The 14,307-nt window shown below is 59.9% G+C and carries 29 protein-coding genes; 7 read left to right on the plus strand and 22 right to left on the minus strand.

Annotated elements, in window-relative coordinates; translation table 11 throughout:
* Positions 1-60 precede the first annotated feature (60 nt).
* Positions 61-1,188, plus strand: coding sequence for a tyrosine-type recombinase/integrase (locus SB765_RS21765; protein ID WP_410931884.1), 1,128 nt, complete (start codon positions 61-63; stop codon positions 1,186-1,188).
* Here SB765_RS21765 and SB765_RS21770 read toward each other — a convergent pair.
* The 8 genes from SB765_RS21770 to SB765_RS21805 are packed head-to-tail and all read right to left on the minus strand — an operon-like array spanning position 1,172 to position 3,447.
* Positions 1,172-1,450 carry a pyocin activator PrtN family protein gene (locus tag SB765_RS21770; RefSeq protein ID WP_016485670.1) on the minus strand — a complete coding sequence of 93 codons (279 nt, stop codon included), beginning with the start codon at positions 1,448-1,450 and terminating at the stop codon, positions 1,172-1,174. The two genes, SB765_RS21765 and SB765_RS21770, sit on opposite strands and share 17 nt — an antisense overlap.
* 23 nt (positions 1,451-1,473) lie before the next feature.
* A complete protein-coding gene (locus tag SB765_RS21775; RefSeq protein ID WP_410931885.1) occupies positions 1,474-1,650 on the minus strand; it encodes a hypothetical protein in 177 nt (58 codons plus the stop codon).
* On the minus strand, positions 1,647-1,979 hold the full coding sequence (locus SB765_RS21780) for a hypothetical protein (protein ID WP_410931886.1): 333 nt from the start codon (positions 1,977-1,979) through the stop codon (positions 1,647-1,649). The genes SB765_RS21775 and SB765_RS21780 overlap by 4 nt, the downstream gene beginning before the upstream one ends.
* On the minus strand, positions 1,967-2,371 hold the full coding sequence (locus SB765_RS21785; RefSeq protein WP_410931887.1) for a phage protein NinX family protein: 405 nt from the start codon (positions 2,369-2,371) through the stop codon (positions 1,967-1,969). The genes SB765_RS21780 and SB765_RS21785 overlap by 13 nt, the downstream gene beginning before the upstream one ends.
* The gene (locus tag SB765_RS21790; protein WP_410931888.1) at positions 2,368-2,634 is read right to left on the minus strand and encodes a hypothetical protein; all 267 of its coding nucleotides are present in this window, start codon (positions 2,632-2,634) and stop codon (positions 2,368-2,370) included. Before SB765_RS21790 ends, SB765_RS21785 begins: the two co-directional genes overlap by 4 nt.
* Positions 2,631-2,834: a hypothetical protein gene (locus SB765_RS21795; protein ID WP_008099683.1), complete on the minus strand. Its 204-nt coding sequence runs from the start codon at positions 2,832-2,834 to the stop codon at positions 2,631-2,633. Before SB765_RS21795 ends, SB765_RS21790 begins: the two co-directional genes overlap by 4 nt.
* A complete protein-coding gene (locus tag SB765_RS21800) occupies positions 2,831-3,127 on the minus strand; it encodes a hypothetical protein (protein ID WP_410931889.1) in 297 nt (98 codons plus the stop codon). Before SB765_RS21800 ends, SB765_RS21795 begins: the two co-directional genes overlap by 4 nt.
* On the minus strand, positions 3,124-3,447 hold the full coding sequence (locus SB765_RS21805; RefSeq protein WP_410931890.1) for a hypothetical protein: 324 nt from the start codon (positions 3,445-3,447) through the stop codon (positions 3,124-3,126). Before SB765_RS21805 ends, SB765_RS21800 begins: the two co-directional genes overlap by 4 nt.
* Positions 3,448-3,629: 182 nt before the next feature.
* Here SB765_RS21805 and SB765_RS21810 point away from each other — a divergent pair, with 182 nt between their 5' ends.
* A complete protein-coding gene (locus SB765_RS21810; RefSeq protein WP_410931891.1) occupies positions 3,630-4,208 on the plus strand; it encodes an NYN domain-containing protein in 579 nt (192 codons plus the stop codon).
* Between the two features lie 81 nt (positions 4,209-4,289).
* Here SB765_RS21810 and SB765_RS21815 read toward each other — a convergent pair whose 3' ends face one another.
* On the minus strand, positions 4,290-5,300 hold the full coding sequence (locus tag SB765_RS21815) for a DNA-methyltransferase (protein WP_410931892.1): 1,011 nt from the start codon (positions 5,298-5,300) through the stop codon (positions 4,290-4,292).
* A gap of 97 nt (positions 5,301-5,397) precedes the next feature.
* Here SB765_RS21815 and SB765_RS21820 point away from each other — a divergent pair, with 97 nt between their 5' ends.
* Positions 5,398-5,976, plus strand: coding sequence for a hypothetical protein (locus tag SB765_RS21820; protein WP_410931893.1), 579 nt, complete (start codon positions 5,398-5,400; stop codon positions 5,974-5,976).
* Positions 5,977-6,125: 149 nt separating this feature from the next.
* Here the strand turns inward: SB765_RS21820 and SB765_RS21825 are convergent, their stop codons facing one another.
* Complete coding sequence (locus SB765_RS21825; protein ID WP_410931894.1) at positions 6,126-6,764, minus strand: hypothetical protein; 639 nt, start codon at positions 6,762-6,764, stop codon at positions 6,126-6,128.
* Between the two features lie 105 nt (positions 6,765-6,869).
* On the opposite strand from SB765_RS21825, the gene SB765_RS21830 reads away from it, so the two are divergent.
* The gene (locus tag SB765_RS21830; protein ID WP_116053470.1) at positions 6,870-7,160 is read left to right on the plus strand and encodes a hypothetical protein; all 291 of its coding nucleotides are present in this window, start codon (positions 6,870-6,872) and stop codon (positions 7,158-7,160) included.
* 77 nt (positions 7,161-7,237) lie between these two features.
* Positions 7,238-7,495: a hypothetical protein gene (locus SB765_RS21835; protein WP_410931895.1), complete on the plus strand. Its 258-nt coding sequence runs from the start codon at positions 7,238-7,240 to the stop codon at positions 7,493-7,495.
* Here SB765_RS21835 and SB765_RS21840 read toward each other — a convergent pair.
* The 11 genes from SB765_RS21840 to SB765_RS21890 form a co-directional block, all read right to left on the minus strand.
* A complete protein-coding gene (locus SB765_RS21840) occupies positions 7,475-7,783 on the minus strand; it encodes a hypothetical protein (protein ID WP_410931896.1) in 309 nt (102 codons plus the stop codon). The genes SB765_RS21835 and SB765_RS21840 overlap by 21 nt on opposite strands.
* Positions 7,758-8,123: a hypothetical protein gene (locus tag SB765_RS21845; RefSeq protein WP_410931897.1), complete on the minus strand. Its 366-nt coding sequence runs from the start codon at positions 8,121-8,123 to the stop codon at positions 7,758-7,760. The genes SB765_RS21840 and SB765_RS21845 overlap by 26 nt, the downstream gene beginning before the upstream one ends.
* Positions 8,124-8,204: 81 nt before the next feature.
* The gene (locus SB765_RS21850; protein WP_410931898.1) at positions 8,205-8,747 is read right to left on the minus strand and encodes a hypothetical protein; all 543 of its coding nucleotides are present in this window, start codon (positions 8,745-8,747) and stop codon (positions 8,205-8,207) included.
* 7 nt (positions 8,748-8,754) lie between these two features.
* Positions 8,755-9,318: a siphovirus Gp157 family protein gene (locus SB765_RS21855; RefSeq protein ID WP_276217502.1), complete on the minus strand. Its 564-nt coding sequence runs from the start codon at positions 9,316-9,318 to the stop codon at positions 8,755-8,757.
* The gene (locus tag SB765_RS21860) at positions 9,315-10,046 is read right to left on the minus strand and encodes a hypothetical protein (protein WP_410931899.1); all 732 of its coding nucleotides are present in this window, start codon (positions 10,044-10,046) and stop codon (positions 9,315-9,317) included. Before SB765_RS21860 ends, SB765_RS21855 begins: the two co-directional genes overlap by 4 nt.
* Before the next feature lie 286 nt (positions 10,047-10,332).
* Entirely contained in the window at positions 10,333-10,512 is a 180-nt protein-coding gene (locus SB765_RS21865; RefSeq protein WP_268968437.1) for a hypothetical protein, read from the minus strand.
* Positions 10,509-10,730 carry a hypothetical protein gene (locus tag SB765_RS21870; protein WP_346640163.1) on the minus strand — a complete coding sequence of 74 codons (222 nt, stop codon included), beginning with the start codon at positions 10,728-10,730 and terminating at the stop codon, positions 10,509-10,511. Before SB765_RS21870 ends, SB765_RS21865 begins: the two co-directional genes overlap by 4 nt.
* Positions 10,727-10,930: a hypothetical protein gene (locus SB765_RS21875; RefSeq protein ID WP_060516552.1), complete on the minus strand. Its 204-nt coding sequence runs from the start codon at positions 10,928-10,930 to the stop codon at positions 10,727-10,729. Before SB765_RS21875 ends, SB765_RS21870 begins: the two co-directional genes overlap by 4 nt.
* Positions 10,927-11,343 carry a hypothetical protein gene (locus tag SB765_RS21880; RefSeq protein WP_268968436.1) on the minus strand — a complete coding sequence of 139 codons (417 nt, stop codon included), beginning with the start codon at positions 11,341-11,343 and terminating at the stop codon, positions 10,927-10,929. The genes SB765_RS21875 and SB765_RS21880 overlap by 4 nt, the downstream gene beginning before the upstream one ends.
* Before the next feature lie 21 nt (positions 11,344-11,364).
* Positions 11,365-11,799, minus strand: a complete 435-nt coding sequence (locus tag SB765_RS21885; RefSeq protein ID WP_410931900.1) for a hypothetical protein — start codon at positions 11,797-11,799, stop codon at positions 11,365-11,367.
* Complete coding sequence (locus SB765_RS21890; protein ID WP_410931901.1) at positions 11,796-12,059, minus strand: hypothetical protein; 264 nt, start codon at positions 12,057-12,059, stop codon at positions 11,796-11,798. The genes SB765_RS21885 and SB765_RS21890 overlap by 4 nt, the downstream gene beginning before the upstream one ends.
* 938 nt (positions 12,060-12,997) lie before the next feature.
* On the opposite strand from SB765_RS21890, the gene SB765_RS21895 reads away from it, so the two are divergent.
* Together SB765_RS21895 and SB765_RS21900 are read left to right on the plus strand one after the other, a co-directional pair.
* Positions 12,998-13,324: a DUF1654 domain-containing protein gene (locus SB765_RS21895; RefSeq protein ID WP_410931902.1), complete on the plus strand. Its 327-nt coding sequence runs from the start codon at positions 12,998-13,000 to the stop codon at positions 13,322-13,324.
* 152 nt (positions 13,325-13,476) lie between these two features.
* Complete coding sequence (locus tag SB765_RS21900) at positions 13,477-13,734, plus strand: hypothetical protein (protein ID WP_170029733.1); 258 nt, start codon at positions 13,477-13,479, stop codon at positions 13,732-13,734.
* Between the two features lie 102 nt (positions 13,735-13,836).
* On the opposite strand, the gene SB765_RS21905 is transcribed toward SB765_RS21900, so the two are convergent.
* Positions 13,837-14,262, minus strand: a complete 426-nt coding sequence (locus SB765_RS21905; protein WP_410931903.1) for a hypothetical protein — start codon at positions 14,260-14,262, stop codon at positions 13,837-13,839.
* Between the last annotated feature and the right edge of the window lie 45 nt (positions 14,263-14,307).

Below are 14,307 nucleotides of genomic sequence, written 5' to 3' on the forward strand. Positions count from 1 at the left end.
GCTGGTTTTGCTACTGCGGTTGCTACAATGTAGCAACTCCAACCAGCCGTGTAGCAAATCATGGGAACCATCACGCAGCGCAAGCGCAAGGACGGGTCTTCGGGCTTTACGGCCCAGATCCGAATCATGAAGGAAGGGAAGGCAGTTTATCAGGAAAGCCAGACGTTCGACCGGAAGGCGACGGCGCAGGCCTGGATCAGGAAGCGTGAGGCCGAACTGTACGAGCCGGGCGCCATTGAGAAGGCCAAGCGGAAGGGCGTGACTGTCAAGCAGATGATTGACCAGTACCTGGCCGAGTACGAGAAGCTGCGGCCGCTGGGTAAGACCAAGCGTGCAACCCTCAAGGCTATAGGTGAAAGCTGGCTTGGCGAGGTGGAAGACCAACAGCTGACCAGCCAGAAGCTGGTTGACTACGCTATGGACCGGATCGAGAAGGACGGCATCCAGCCGCAGACGGTCGGTAACGATCTGGCGCACCTGGGAGCAGTCCTGTCCGTGGCAAGGCCGGCCTGGGGCTATGAGGTTGATCCGCTGGCGATGCCTGACGCCCGGCGCGTATTAAAGAAGCTGGGCGCCGTGACCAAAAGCGTTGAGCGCAACCGCCGACCGACCAGGTATGAACTGGAAAAGCTGATCAAGTACTTCCAGAAGGTGCGCGATGCCAGGCGGCAAGAGATCGACATGGTGCGGGTGGTGGTCTTCGCGCTGTTCTCCACGCGGCGCCAGGAAGAGATCACGCGGATTCGCTGGGATGCGCTCAATGACCATGAGCAGTCGGCGCTGATCACCGACATGAAGAACCCGGGCCAGAAGTACGGCAACGACGTGTGGTGCCACATGCCCGACGAGGCATGGCGCATTTTGCAGTCCATGCCAAAGGTTGCCGACGAGGTGTTCCCGTACAACTCGAGATCGATATCGGCGTCGTTCACTAGGGCATGTCACTTCTTGCAGATTGAAGACCTGCACTTCCACGACCTGCGCCATGATGGCGTAAGCCGCTTGTTCGAAAAGGGGTGGGATATTCCGCGCGTGGCCAGCGTGTCGGGCCACCGGGATTGGAACTCGATGCGGCGCTATACGCACCTGCGGGGGAAGGGAGACCCCTACGAGGGGTGGGAGATGCTGGAGGAGGTGGTAACGGGCCCCGTTATCGAGGCCCAAAAGAGGGTCAAGAGACACGCCTGAGGCCGCGACCCATGAGCTTGTCCTGCTCAGCCTTGGCCTTCTCGCGCTGGTTGTCGATGTAGGCAGCCAGGTCGGTCAGGTGTACGCCTCGGGCGCCTTTCTGACTTGGCTCCATCCAGACCAGGGGCAGGTTGATTTCGCCGCGGGCCACCTTGGCCTTGAGCTTGGTGGGGGTGATGTCGAAGTAGTCCTTGCAGACCAGGTCGATTGGGATGATGGCCTGGCCGTTGTACTGGGCCATCAGCAAGAAAGCTGTATTCATAGGTGTCTCCTTTATATAGACGGTCAGGCCGTGAATTTGTGCCCGACCTGTGCCGCGGGGGCGGCTTCCTCGGTGCGGAACATGAGCTGGGTTTTGCTGGTGCGGCCCCAGCTGTTGTATTCGACGTCGACCCACCAGGCGCCGAACTTGCGGTACGGCTCGCCGAGGATCTTCGTGACGTAGCAGTCGATCAGGTTCATGGGCAGAGCTCCTTCGGGACTGTGATCGTTTCGCCACGGGCGTGGTGAACCACAGCACGGGCTGCAGCTTCTGCCCGTGTATCGCCGGGCTGGCGGTCGAGAGGGTGACCCGACACGCAGGCCAGCCAAGGCCAGCTGTACCCGCGCTCGATCCACATGCCATGCTTCTGGATCAGGTGCTCGCCGGTTGCGTCGTCGATGACCTGGTCGCCCAGTGACAGTTGCAGCTGGCCTGCCGCCGCCGGCACCGGACCGTCCACCAGTTCAACGGCCCAGAGCAGCGCTTTGCCGGAGAGGTCGCAGGTTTGCACTCTGATCAGGCCTGACATGGCATCAGCTCCTTCGGCACCTGGACGGTATCGCCGAGCTTGTAGCTGACGAAGCCGCGGCAGAACGCGACCAGCGCCGTGGGGCCGTAGCACCAGACACCTGCGCCCTCCGGGCCGCCGCTGTAGCTGACATCCTCAGCCAGGCCTGGGCAGTACTGGGCGCTGCCGCGGTGCCTGTCGATCAGCTGGCCGCCTTGGGCCCAGCAGGTGGATGGGCGGTAACCGAAACCTTTCGCTGCACCTCGGATGCTGATGCTGGTAGGTATACCGTCGCGGTGCCATACGGTTGTCCGGCATTCCGGATCTATGGTGAACCCCGCGGCCATGGCCACCGCCCAGTCGAGCGGTGCGCCAAGGAGGGTGGAAACCCTCACTTCGATCAGGTCGGTCATGGTGCCACCTTCAGGCCCAAGGCCTCGATGTTCGAGCGGACCACGCCGAGAACCCCAATGATCACGCCCCTGGTAAGGGTGCCGTTCTCCTCAACACTGGGGAGGTCAACGACCACGGCTTCGCGAGAGGCCTGCCAGCCAATCCAATACCGCTGAACATGCACGTTGCGGTAATCGCCGTTGTTGTATTTGTCGTGAGGCGGTTCGCCAACAACCACGCTGGCATGCCACGCCTCGAACTGCTCACGCATCTTCTCGCTCACAGCTGATACCTCTCATCAATCCAGCGCCCAGGCGCCAGTGCGGGTGTAGGTTCGGGTTGTGTTTCGTGCGGGGAGAGCTGGCGCTGGTGATGGGTAACGCAAGGCGTCGCCTGCTCGACCTTGTATTGGTTCATCCATGAGGCGCCGATCAGCGCGCCGATGGCGCCGTATGTCAGGGCCTCAATTAGCCAGCCGATCATGGCTGCACCTCGGCGTTGTAGCGCTTGTAGTCCTTGCCGAACTCCCAGCAGTAGGTCGCAGGCCATGCGCCTGGCGTGCCTTCGTCGACGAACACGTAACGGTGCGCAAACTCGCCCGACCGATCCGGCACCGTCTTGCACCATTTGTGCTGCGGCCCACCCAGGAACCAGCCCGGGCACTCCTTCACGGCTTCAGCCATAAACGCCTCAAGGTCGTGGTGACCCTTGCTCATCGCGATGTAGGTGTCGCTGCCGACGCTCTGTATGTCGAGCGGATACTGTTTCAGTCTCATGGCTGCACCTTGTGGCGAACCCACACGCAGATCGGGCCATCCTCGGTGTCATGGATGGAGAAGATGAACCAGCCATCACCCGCCGGTTGCGTAGGGTTCCAGCTGGTGCAATCTGCCGTTCCGTCGTGGTACCAGGCTGCCTGCAGGGTTTCGGACGCGTCGTACTCAAACTCAACCTGCTTCACGTCCAAGCCGCGATCATAGAACCAGGCATAGGGAATCAACTCCTCTTCCGTGGATGGCCACGCAGGGTGAGTCCAGAAGCCGTGCTCATCACGCTCAATGGCTACCGGCTGAATCAGTTGCTTTTCTTCAGGCATGACTTCGTCCTTGGCCGCCATATCGCGGCAGTGAATAGAGGGGAGAGGGGTTACAGGTGACTCAGGCTCGCTCAGGTGTGCTGCGCGTCTCGCTGCGGTCGCGGAAGTATTTCCCGTGGACATCAGTGATGTCGTTTTGCTAGCGTCTCCTGCTCGGATATCCACACAGGGAGCGTTTTGAAATGGGTTCAGCACTTTTTGTAGACGGCGGTTACGCCATTAAAGCTTGGGCAACCGTCGCTGACGGCGCCAAGATGGATTACCTCAAGTTTCGAAAGTTCATCGAAGAGGAAGCTGGGGAGCAGCTTGGGGATGCCTACTATTTCAACTGCGATAACGACCCTCCAAGCGCAGCACAGAATGGCTTCCACAGCTTCCTGCGCTCTGCGCCGCCGCGCGGTGCTGGGATTCGAGTGAAGCTGTATTGGCTTCAGACAAAGCATCATGAATGGCCAACCCATATGGGTGGAGGCCGCATTGTTCACCCTGAGTCGGGTGAGCAGTATGTGACTAAAGCTCAGAAAGCGGTTGATGTTGGACTGGCGTTCCATTTGATGAGGTCTTTCAACAAAGAGAAATGGGATCGCCTCTATTTGGTAGCCGGTGATGGTGACTTCAGTGAAGTCATCCAGCATTTGGTCGAGAATGAAGGGGTGCACGTAACGGTCATTGGCAACTCAGGCTCTATCAGCAGTGAGTTGGCCCCATTCGTCCAAATCATCGAATTCGATTCGATTATTGATAAGGTCAGCAAGGACTAAGTCCCTCTACTAGCGGCGCCGGCGCTCCGTCCGAGGGGGCCGGCGAACAGGTCGATTGCTGTTGTCATGTGATCCTCAGATTCAAGCAGCTGGCGATTGGTCCAGCAGGAAGTCCATTTGCGCGGCGCCTTCGATCCAGGCTGTGTCCAGGCGCTGGCGGGCGAGGGCGGCATATTCGGGGTTCAGCTCGCAGATGACCGATTGCCGGCCTTCCTGCATGGCCACGAGCGCGGTGGTGCCGGCGCCGCCGAAAGGGTCGAGCACCATGCCGCCGCGGGGTGATCCGGCCAGAACGCAAGGGCGAATTAGGTCCGGGGGGAAGGTGGCAAAGTGCGCGCCCTTGAATCTGGCGGTAGCCACCGTCCAGACGCTGCGCTTGTTCCGCGTCTCGTCATAGTCGATGTCATCGCGTCCGGCGCGGTGCTGGGCGGTCTGACCGTGTTCGCCTTCGGTGTACTTCGTTTCCCTGGCGAAGCTGTTGCGCCTGCTGGCTCCATCCGGTGCAGATTGGGCGCGGGCAGGTTCTCGGATGGCGTCTTGGTCGAAGTAGTAGCGCGGACTCTTGCTCATCAGGAAGAGGTACTCATGGGCCTTGGTGCACCTGTCCTTGATCGACTCGGGCATGGGATTCGGCTTGTGCCAGATGATGTCCTGACGCAGGTACCAGCCATCGTCCTGCACCGCGATCGCCAGGCGCCAGGGTAGGCCCATCAGATCCTTGGGCTTGAAACCACTGTGGTTGGGCTTCTTGAGCTTTCTGGCGCTTGCCGCCACCTGCCGAGCACTGAGCGACTGACCGCCCAGCCCCATATCATCCCGGCCGTGCGCGCCCCAACTGCCGGCGTAGCTGTCGCCCAGATTCACCCACAGCGTGCCGTCATCGCGCAGCACCCGCCGGACCTCCCGGAACACGGCGACTAGGTTGTCGATGAATTCGCGCGGAGAGGGCTCCAGCCCGATCTGGCCGTTGACCCCGTAGTCGCGCAGTCCGAAGTAGGGCGGGCTGGTGATGCAGGTGTGCACGGATTGATCCGGCAGCGTCCGCATCATCTCGATGCAGTCGCCCACTAGGATGCGGTGCTGCTGGGTCATGTTGTGGTCCTTGCGTGCAGGCGCCGCCCTCGCCGGGCTGGCGTGATTTGTTGATGTGGGGTATTGGTATCCGACTAACTCTGTTCTCGAGATCGGAATGAACAAGGAAGCGAAAGCAGATCAAACGCACGGAAGGATTGATCTTTCAAAAATGATGCAGTCCGGTCACCCCATTGCTTGGCTGTCAAAGCTCAGTTGGGAGATCGCGGAAGCCATTACTCATCGGGATAGCAACCCTGCTGGCCGGGTATACAAGTCAATGAATTGCGCAATAACTGCTTGGCATATGCATGATTGGATCTGGCAGTTCAGTGATGAGGAGATGAAAGAGCAATTAGCCCTTTATTTAAAGGTGCCGAAATTTAAGGCCATTGGAGACTTTTCCAAGGCCATCCAACGCCTCTCTCCCGCTATCGCTCTCTGTCGTCAAATTGGTACAGCTGTGAAGCATGTTTCGCTCGCTCATAATCGGCCAGAGGTGTCTACTCACGTTGTGCGATTTGAAGATGAGTATTCCTGTGGTTACAGAGTGAAAATCGTTGATGGCGATGTAGAGCATCTGGACACAGATGTGTACACCGCTGCGCTCGATGTATGGTCAAGGATCTATGTGGAGCTCGAATTCCCCATGTGGGAAGCCGTTTACGAGCTGTGGCCTGAGTGGCAACAGGGATAAAATTAAGGCTTGCAATCGGGCTTATAGTAGTTCGTGCTAGGAAGTTAGGTCCTTGAGAGGGCGCTGTGTTTCTCCATTGCAGGCCCCGCCCTCGCCGGGGAGGCGTTATCGTTGAATAGGGGAAGGCGCTGGCGGGCAGCGCGGGTGGTTCAGGGGCAGTTGTTCGCGCCGCAGTTCTGGCAGTCGTTGAGGTATCGCCCGTCCCAGCTGATGAAGCGTCCGCAGCCGCAGCAATTGAGCATCGGCTGGCGGCGCTTGGCGACCTTGGGCGGCCTGGGCATCTTCACGCCTGCCACCCGCAGGGCCAGCTTGTGGTCGACGTTCTGGCGATGTACCAGGCGTCGGCGGATCTCCTCGATGTAGGCTGCCGGCCAGAATACTCGCGTGCCTTGGCCGGCGTGGTTGGCATAAGTGAACTGGGCGTTTTCCAGATCCATGCAGATGGCCTGCTGCAGATTCTCGGTCACCTTTCCGCGTTGCTCGCTGACCCAGTAGACGTCGTTCCCATTCCAGTCACCTGGCACGTGCACGTAGACGCGGGCGCCGGCCTGCAGGCCCGCGATGCGCCTGTCTTCCTCCATCAGCTGGCAGTCGACTCCGTAGTGCGCCCTGGCGTCGATGTAATCCTTCGGCCAGGGGATATCGGTGTCACGGTGGCGGCATGCCTCCTCGAAGGTGAACAGCTCGGCCTGGTCCAGGTTGGTCACGTAGCCGCGACCTTCCTTGGCCCAGAACATCATGCCGTCACCGACATGGCTTCGGCTGTCCTGCAGGTAGAACTGGGTCATGGCTTTCTCCATGCATGCGCCGCCCTCCGTGGCCGGATGCGGCATAGTGGCAAATTAGGAATGAATGGGGTAATTAGACCTCTCCACCCAGTGAGGAAGAGAGACATGGCTGAATTGCTAGAGGATGTAGTAGGCGTAAATAAGGCCGGCTTGGTCTGTCATCCGTACAAGCTCACCCGCGGCAAGAAGGCGGGTCAATACAGCTATACGCTTGAGACGGATAACAACCTCAACTACATCGGTATCGATGAGGCTGGCCTCCGCTCTTTGATTGAGTCTGGTGCATTCAATGAAAAGGGTAGGATTCGCATGCTGCCCGCCAGCTGTCCTCCGGGTGCAGTCGGCAACGCTTTGTCAGTCCGCCGCTATCAGGGAAAGCCGATGCCGATTCGCTGAAATTTGGCATGGTGGCAATTTGGTTTGGGATGGGGTATTACGGGTGACCGGCATGGGGCCGGGTCAAGGAGAGGCAATTGAACTACTGGGATTCGTACGATTATCCAGAGACAGATCCTAAGGTCAGGATCACTTTCGGCGCACAGCATGCCGGTTCGCCGGTTGTCGCGTGGATCGGTCTTTACGGGAAAACGGTTGTGCCCCCAAAGGTTAATGTAGAGGCTGAGTACAGCATACATACCACTGACGAAGCAGAAGCCAGAAGGATCATGAATGCTCATGCCGACGACTTCATCAGAGAGCGCGATATAGAATCAGTCGTGGTGAAGCCGTAAGGCCTCTCGGGCCCGGAAATTCTCAAGCTTCCGCGCCACAGCCGGTGACACCGTGATTTCGTGGCGCGGAGGTTCCAGCAGTGGTAGTGCTCCACCCGGGCCAAGTCCATGCAGGTGATGAATCATCAGCGTCATCGCCTCGCCCTGTTCCTCGATCCCAGCCCACTCCATCAGCTCAAGCAGGGCCTGTTTAGTCCCTGGTCGAACCTTCAAGCGCAGGTCTTCTTCCTGTAGGCGCTCGGCCTTTGCCCGGCGCTTCTCGTCACGCTGCTGCTGCGTCAGAGCCATCGTCGCCTCCATTGCGCACGAAGGTGGCGCCCGTTCCGATGTCGAGCAGGTCGCATACCCGGTTGATGATCTTGAGGGCAGCGTCGAACACCTTGGCATCGTCCGGCTCGCGTGCCAGGCGCTTCATGTTCGGCTGATGCTCCAGGCAGACTTTGTCGACCAGGCGCCGGGCCAGTCTGCGCAGGTGGTCGGCGCTGTCGTGCATGCGAAGGCTCAGCGCGAAGGCCAGGGCCACATCATCAGGCCGGTACTGGCCGCCGCTGCGGGTGTTGTACAGCTTCTTGACCGGCCGATTCATCCAGGCCGGCAGGGTAACCACTCCAGAGGGTGCTTTCTGCATGTCTGTGCTCCTGTAGGCCGCTGGGCGGCAGGTGGAACTGTTCTTGCCGCCGGCGCTGGCGGACCAGGTTGTTGAGTCTTTTCATTTCCTGATGCGTACCCGCGGGAAGTCGATACTGTTGCGCTCGATGATCTTCACCAGCGTTCCGTAATTCAGGTCGAGCTGCTCGGCCACCTGGGCACGGTGCAGGCCGGTATCGCGCAGCGCGCATATTTTCTGGACCACCTTCAGTTCCTCGATCCGCTTCAGGTTCCGCTGGATCTGGCGCTGGGCGTCCCGTTTGCTGTTGGCTGACTTTTTCCTCTCGGCTCGACGGAAAACAAAGTTGCCTTCGCGGGCGGCCCGGAATAGGGCCTGCTTGGAAATGCCGGTCGCCTCGTGAACCTGCTGACAGGTCATGGTCTTCGCCATCTCGGCCACCGTTGCAACTCGGGCCTTCACCTTCTCCTTTCGCGGGGCTGGGGTAGGCTTCTTGGGCCTAGCCTTAGCGGCTGGCTTTGGCTGCGTATCGGGATGCTTGCGCGGGGGCAGCGGTCGATAGGTGAAGCCTTCAAGGACGACGAGTTGGCCACCAGAGGCAAAGAAGGCCGCTGTTGCGGCCTCCAGGTCGATTGATGGGTTCATACTTACCTCACTTGATGCGGATTGAGCTCTCGCCGCGCTCCAAATGCGCCCAGGCTGGCTCAGGTATCAGTTCGTGTTCGCAGTCTTCGCCGGCGGCCATGCGCTTGCGGACGGCTTCGTTGTGCTCGCGATCGGCCTTGAGCTTTGCGGCGATGGCGTTCTTGTCCGGCGCGATCTTGGTCTGCACTGATGTCAGGTCGTCCGGCACCGCCTGTTCGTTGTCGACGATCACCTTTTCCTTACCGGCAACGAGGCTGATGGTGAACAGCGGGCGCTTGATCGACTTGATGTTGGCTGCGTCCATGTTGCGGCGTAGGTAGTCGGTGATCGCGGTCACGCTGTTGGCCTTGATGCGCTTTAGCTCGCTCAGGCGCTCGATTTCAGCGTCGATCGCACCGATGTCACCCTCGATGTTCCGACGCAGCATGACGATGTTGTCGGCCTTCACCTCGAATTCGCCCTGGATGCCGGCCATGGTGTCCTGAATGGCCTGCTTGAGGCCTTCGTCGTCGGTGTCACACATGGCTGCCAGTTCGGCCATCTGGCCGGTGAGTGCGTAGAGCTGGGTCATGCTGCGGCCTCCTGCGGCTTGCCGGCTTCGAGTTTCTTCAGTTCAAGGGAGATCCGTGCGGCTCCTTTCTCGTCCTTGCGGCCGACGAGCTTGCGCACGGCGTGGTCGTGGATTTTCTTGCGCTCATGCGGCGTTACCGCCTTCTGCATGGTCTCGATCGTTTCCTTGATGAAGTCCAGGCGCTCCTGTTGCTGGCGTTCAATCTCGGCCTGGCGGTCTTCGGCCTGTTCGATCGCCTGCTCGGCCTGCAGCTGCTGCACGTAGTTCACATCGTCGAACATGCCCAGGAACACGTCAGCGCTGAAGCCGAGCATGGACAGGGCCTTCTTGATGGCATCGGTCAGCGACTTCTTCGGCGCCTCGCCGTCGGTGGTGGTGCCGTACTTCGACTTGTAGAGATACTGGGTGCAGCCGTACTGCTCGATCTCGCCGCGCTGGCCGTCCAGAACGAACCAGAACTTGATCTTGATCGTGTGGTTCAGCTCGAAGCCGAGGCTGACGCGCTTATCGCCTTCGCCGCTGAACATCTCGGCGCCCTTGTCGAAGCGCTCTTCAACCACGTTCCAGCCAAAGCCGATGCCAGCCGGACCGAAAACCTCGGTGGCCTTCATGATCATCGCGGTGCCGTTCAGGCTAGTGATCTGCTGGCCGCCGACCTTGGCGTCCTTGGTGAATCGGGTGTCGGTCGTTTGGACCTTCTCCCAGATGCTCATGTTGGTAGTGGACATTAGAAAACCTCGCGCCAGGCCGGCGCCGTCAGTTGGGATAGGGAAATGCCAGGTCACCCAGATTGGAGGTACGCTCCAGGCCCTGGCTGCGGTGGATGGTTGCGCGCTCTCGCCGCTTACGCTCCCGAACGGGTACGGTTATCCCGGAGGCCCGCCGTGCGCCGGGTGTGAATTCAGGAAGTGATGGTGCCGGCCAGTGCGCTGAGGAGGAGCCAGCCGGTGCAGAAGGTGAGGGCGATGAAGGAGCCGCGCCAGGTGGGGAAGCGGCTGGCTCGCTGGGGGCCGGTCAATTGGGAGACTCCCATGGATATTTCGACAGGTGCTGTTTGACCTCTTTCGAAATTATCTCGACCAGAGATTGGTCGGTCGGCATTTCACCCGTAGTCACGACGTTGATGGTGAGCGCCTCGCGCACCGATCCCTGGCGGATGAAGTCGATGTCGATGAGCATGGTCACTTCGCTCATGCCCGCACCTCATACCCGACCGTCCACTCCCCGCAGATGCAGGCCCGGCACTTCCAAGCCTGCGGGTTCTCGATGCTGGCCAGCGCCGCCTCATTCACTGCGGCGGCGAATGTCGGCCCCTTGAACAGCATCAGCACCCGGTCGGCCGGCATGGCCTGAGCTTCGGGCAGTTCAGCGATCTGCTCGTCGATGAGAGTCTTCACGATAGGCGTTGTCATGCAGCCTCCTTGCGCCGCTCGGCAATACGCCGGATGCGCTCGCAGTAGTGTTTGAACTCGTTGGAGTCGATGGCCAAGAGGGAGAAGTAGGCGACCACCAGGGTTTCGGCCTTGGCGTCCTCCACCGGGCCAGAGCCCGGCAGAAGCATCGTTTCGATTGCGGCCTCGATTGCGCTGACTGCCAAGCTGTGAGGGCTCATTGCGCCTCCTCGGCCTGGGCCAGTACTCCTTCTTTGGCGAAGGGGGTGAGCAGCTGCCGGGCGATCTCTTCCAGCGCCGACTCAGGGTTGGCCACGCTCATGATCTCGTCAGCTGCCGCTGCTGCGTCGCTGGTCACTTTGCAGCGCGCCGCCAGAACCAGGCGGCCCAATACAGAGTTGCTGATGCCGTTCAGGCCCAGCTGGCCCATCACGAACTCATCCACCGCCTGGGCGAAGCGCTCATAGGTGACGCCCTGCTTCGGGCGCATCCGACGCTGAAACACTACGTCCCGGCGCGCCATCAGCTCAGCGATGCCGTCGTCGATCCAAGTGGATTCCGCGTCGGCAACTTCGCTCACCGCCGGCGGCATCCGGTTGTCGTACTCAAACTGTGCTGCTCGAAGTGCGCCCATAGTCGCCTCCAGGTGGTGGGTTCAGTCGGTGTATGCGATGTACTTGAAGAGGCCTTTTTCCGCGTCGAATCGCTCGAAGCGTCCGCCGAAGGTGCCGCGCACCTTGTCCTCGACTTCCTTGGCGGTGGTGCCAACAGGGAAGACGCCTTCCTTGATCATCGAGCTTGCTGTGTGAAGCTTGGCCACCCAGTCGATCTTGGTCGGATCAAGCACGCGCGGTTTTGTCTGGATGCAGGGAAGAGGGGCACCCAAGCTGATGGATTCGATCTCACGGACGCAGAGAGGGTCATCGGCCGCACGCCAACCGCAATCAGGGCAGTGCATGTCGGCGTGCTCGTGATTCCAGCAGGGTGCAGCGATGTGGCAGCTGCAATCCTTTACTGGCTCGATCTCGATGGAGCCCTCGCAACCGTCGCGAGCGCAGGTCTCGCCTTCGAAGTACCCGAATTCGCTCATGGCTTCACCCGGGCGGCGAGCATGGCCTTGCCGTAATCGTAAGCCATGCTTGCGGTATGAGCCGGGTCGCTGTTTGAGTGATAGCTGCCGCTTCCCTCGTCGCCAGGCCAAGACAGAAGGCCGACAAGCGCCTTAGCTGCGAAATAGTCGAGCAGGGTCATGCCAGACATGAGCTGCTTGGCCTCGTCGACATGAGATGGCTGGAAGGTGTCGTGGTCGTATGAGACCGGGAAAGCCGGCCCGCCTGTGTCGTTGCTCATGTTGGAAACCTCGGTAGCCAACCGCATTGGCCAGGAGCCAGGCGCGGGTGACCAAACCCACCGTGAAAGGTGGCCTGGCGCCTGCCGATGCGGTCGTATGTGAAGGGAAGGGGATGCAGAGGCCGGGCGCTACCCCGGCAGCTGGCTTGGCGTGGACCCATCCAGCGGCGCAATTCGTTTACCCTCAGTGCGAGGGAAGGGACGTCCACAGGTGCTTCGGTAACCGCGCCCTGAGCTGGGCGCTTCTCTGCATCGGGGTGTGATCTGCATGACGTTTGCCGCCCATTGCTCTCGCGCTGGGGGACGGTACTCAGATCACACTCCGATGCAGCCTGCGATGGGGAGCAGGGCATCGGGCCGTCTTTCCGGCTGTCATGCACCAGAGCCCGGCGGGCCGTGCAGCTGCGCGTCACCGAGGATTGCGCAGCCTGATGATCTCACCTCGGTTGATTCGTTGATTTCCCGTCTGGCCCTGTCGCCAAGGCCAGCCAGTGAAATCTGTGTTTCCTCGCTGCTCGCGCTGTGCCAGGCACCGACGCCCGTTCTGAGGGCATCCCGACAGGGAGCGTTTGCAGCGCAACCCTTGGCCCGCTTGACGCTTTCAGTGAGGGAGCGCGCCGCATGGCTTCGAGCTGGCCAGTTCCAGAGCTGGCATGGGGATCGAATTTATTGCTCGCGCTGTGCCGTTGCCGGGATCGATCCGCGAGGTTCCCATCAATGTTAAAGAGCGGTGAGGCTTGAGGGCCTCTGCAGCCCCTCGTGAGTGACTGCGTGTTGGGGCAAATATCACGCAATGTGTTTTTTATGTCAACACGAAATGTGATTTATTTTTTCGAGGCCGTGTTGGAATTCTTCCAAGCGAAGCGTGTTCACCTTTCACAAGGCGTGATGTATGCTCTGCCCATTACTGGATGTATGTACAGTTTACGGAGGAATGAATGGCCAAGCAGAAGAAGTCGGTGCCGCAGGCGCGCCAGGAAATGACCGGGCTAGAACGCCTGGGCCTGCGGGTTTCGTCGATGATCAATCACCCGATCGCGCAGGCTCAGCGCTGGGTGACGATCCATCGCCTGGACACGGATGGAGACATGGAGTGGGAGGAGGTAATGGGGCTGCTGGCCGAAACGCCAGAGCTGGATCTGACGTTCAACGACGACGAGAGCGTGACCATTCGGTGGGAACCGCAGAGCGCAGACGATCGAGACGACATGGTCGTGGAGAGGGATTGGGAGGAGGAAAGGGTAGAGGAGGAGGCGCCTTTCTAGCAGATGGAATCTATGGCCTGCCCACCCATCCAGCATGGATGGAAAGCCAGTAGCGACATCTGTGGTGGCGTAGTACGGTCCGCCTTCAACAAACCACTCGGTTCGTTGCCTCCAATCCCACGGACCGGGGCTCTCATGACCTGGGAGGTCGAATGGAAGTCGCTCGAAAGATCAGCCAACAAGAATTGGATAACGCCCTGGTAGCCTTCGCCCGCTACAAAATCGGAGAAATCAAAATCTTCGACTTGGAGCAGGCGATGAGCTTTGAAGCTGGCGAAGCCTTATCCCAAAGCGGGCTGGTCCGATTCTCAATAACCAAGATGGTGTCCGGACGGTATCGCATTAGCGATGAAGGGGAGAACGCCATCACACCGGCCGGCCGGGATCGCCTTGAGGTGATCCGCGCCTGACTATAGGCAAGCTTGGCGACGGCCGCAGACAGCTCCTGCGGCCATCTGCAAAACATAGGCAAAGAAAAGCCCGCGCTAGGGGCTCTTCGGAGCAATGGAGGACTACATCGAGTCGATTTGAGCCTTCAGCTGATTCGCGGAAAGCTCATACTTGCGCTCATAGGCTTCGCGGTCGTCGTCAATGAGATGGTCGAGGTACGTGAGCCACGACACGTACATGCTAACCAGCTCCGCCTTCATGGATGGAAGGCGATCAACCTCGGCCTTATATAAAGCCTTTCCCTTATCTTTGGCATCATCTACGCAGGTCCTAACCACCTCCAGGCGGCGATGGAATGCTTCTGACCAGCGCTTACTGCCTTCCCCATATTTTTTTGCAGCAGCCCAGACCTTTGTTTCTTCGTGCATGGCGTCAAGGCTACAAATGGCAGGGAGGCCGGTCATCTTTTCGATGTAGGTAGGCTCCGCGAGGGCCAGGCCTGACCAAAGGGTCGCGGCGAAAAGGGAGGCGGACAGGTATTTACGCATCTGAGCTCTTCCTGAGAAATTGCCATCCTACCATTCTGGCCCTGA

Source organism: Pseudomonas sp. SIMBA_067, from assembly GCF_046534675.1.
GTDB lineage: Bacteria > Pseudomonadota > Gammaproteobacteria > Pseudomonadales > Pseudomonadaceae > Aquipseudomonas > Aquipseudomonas putida.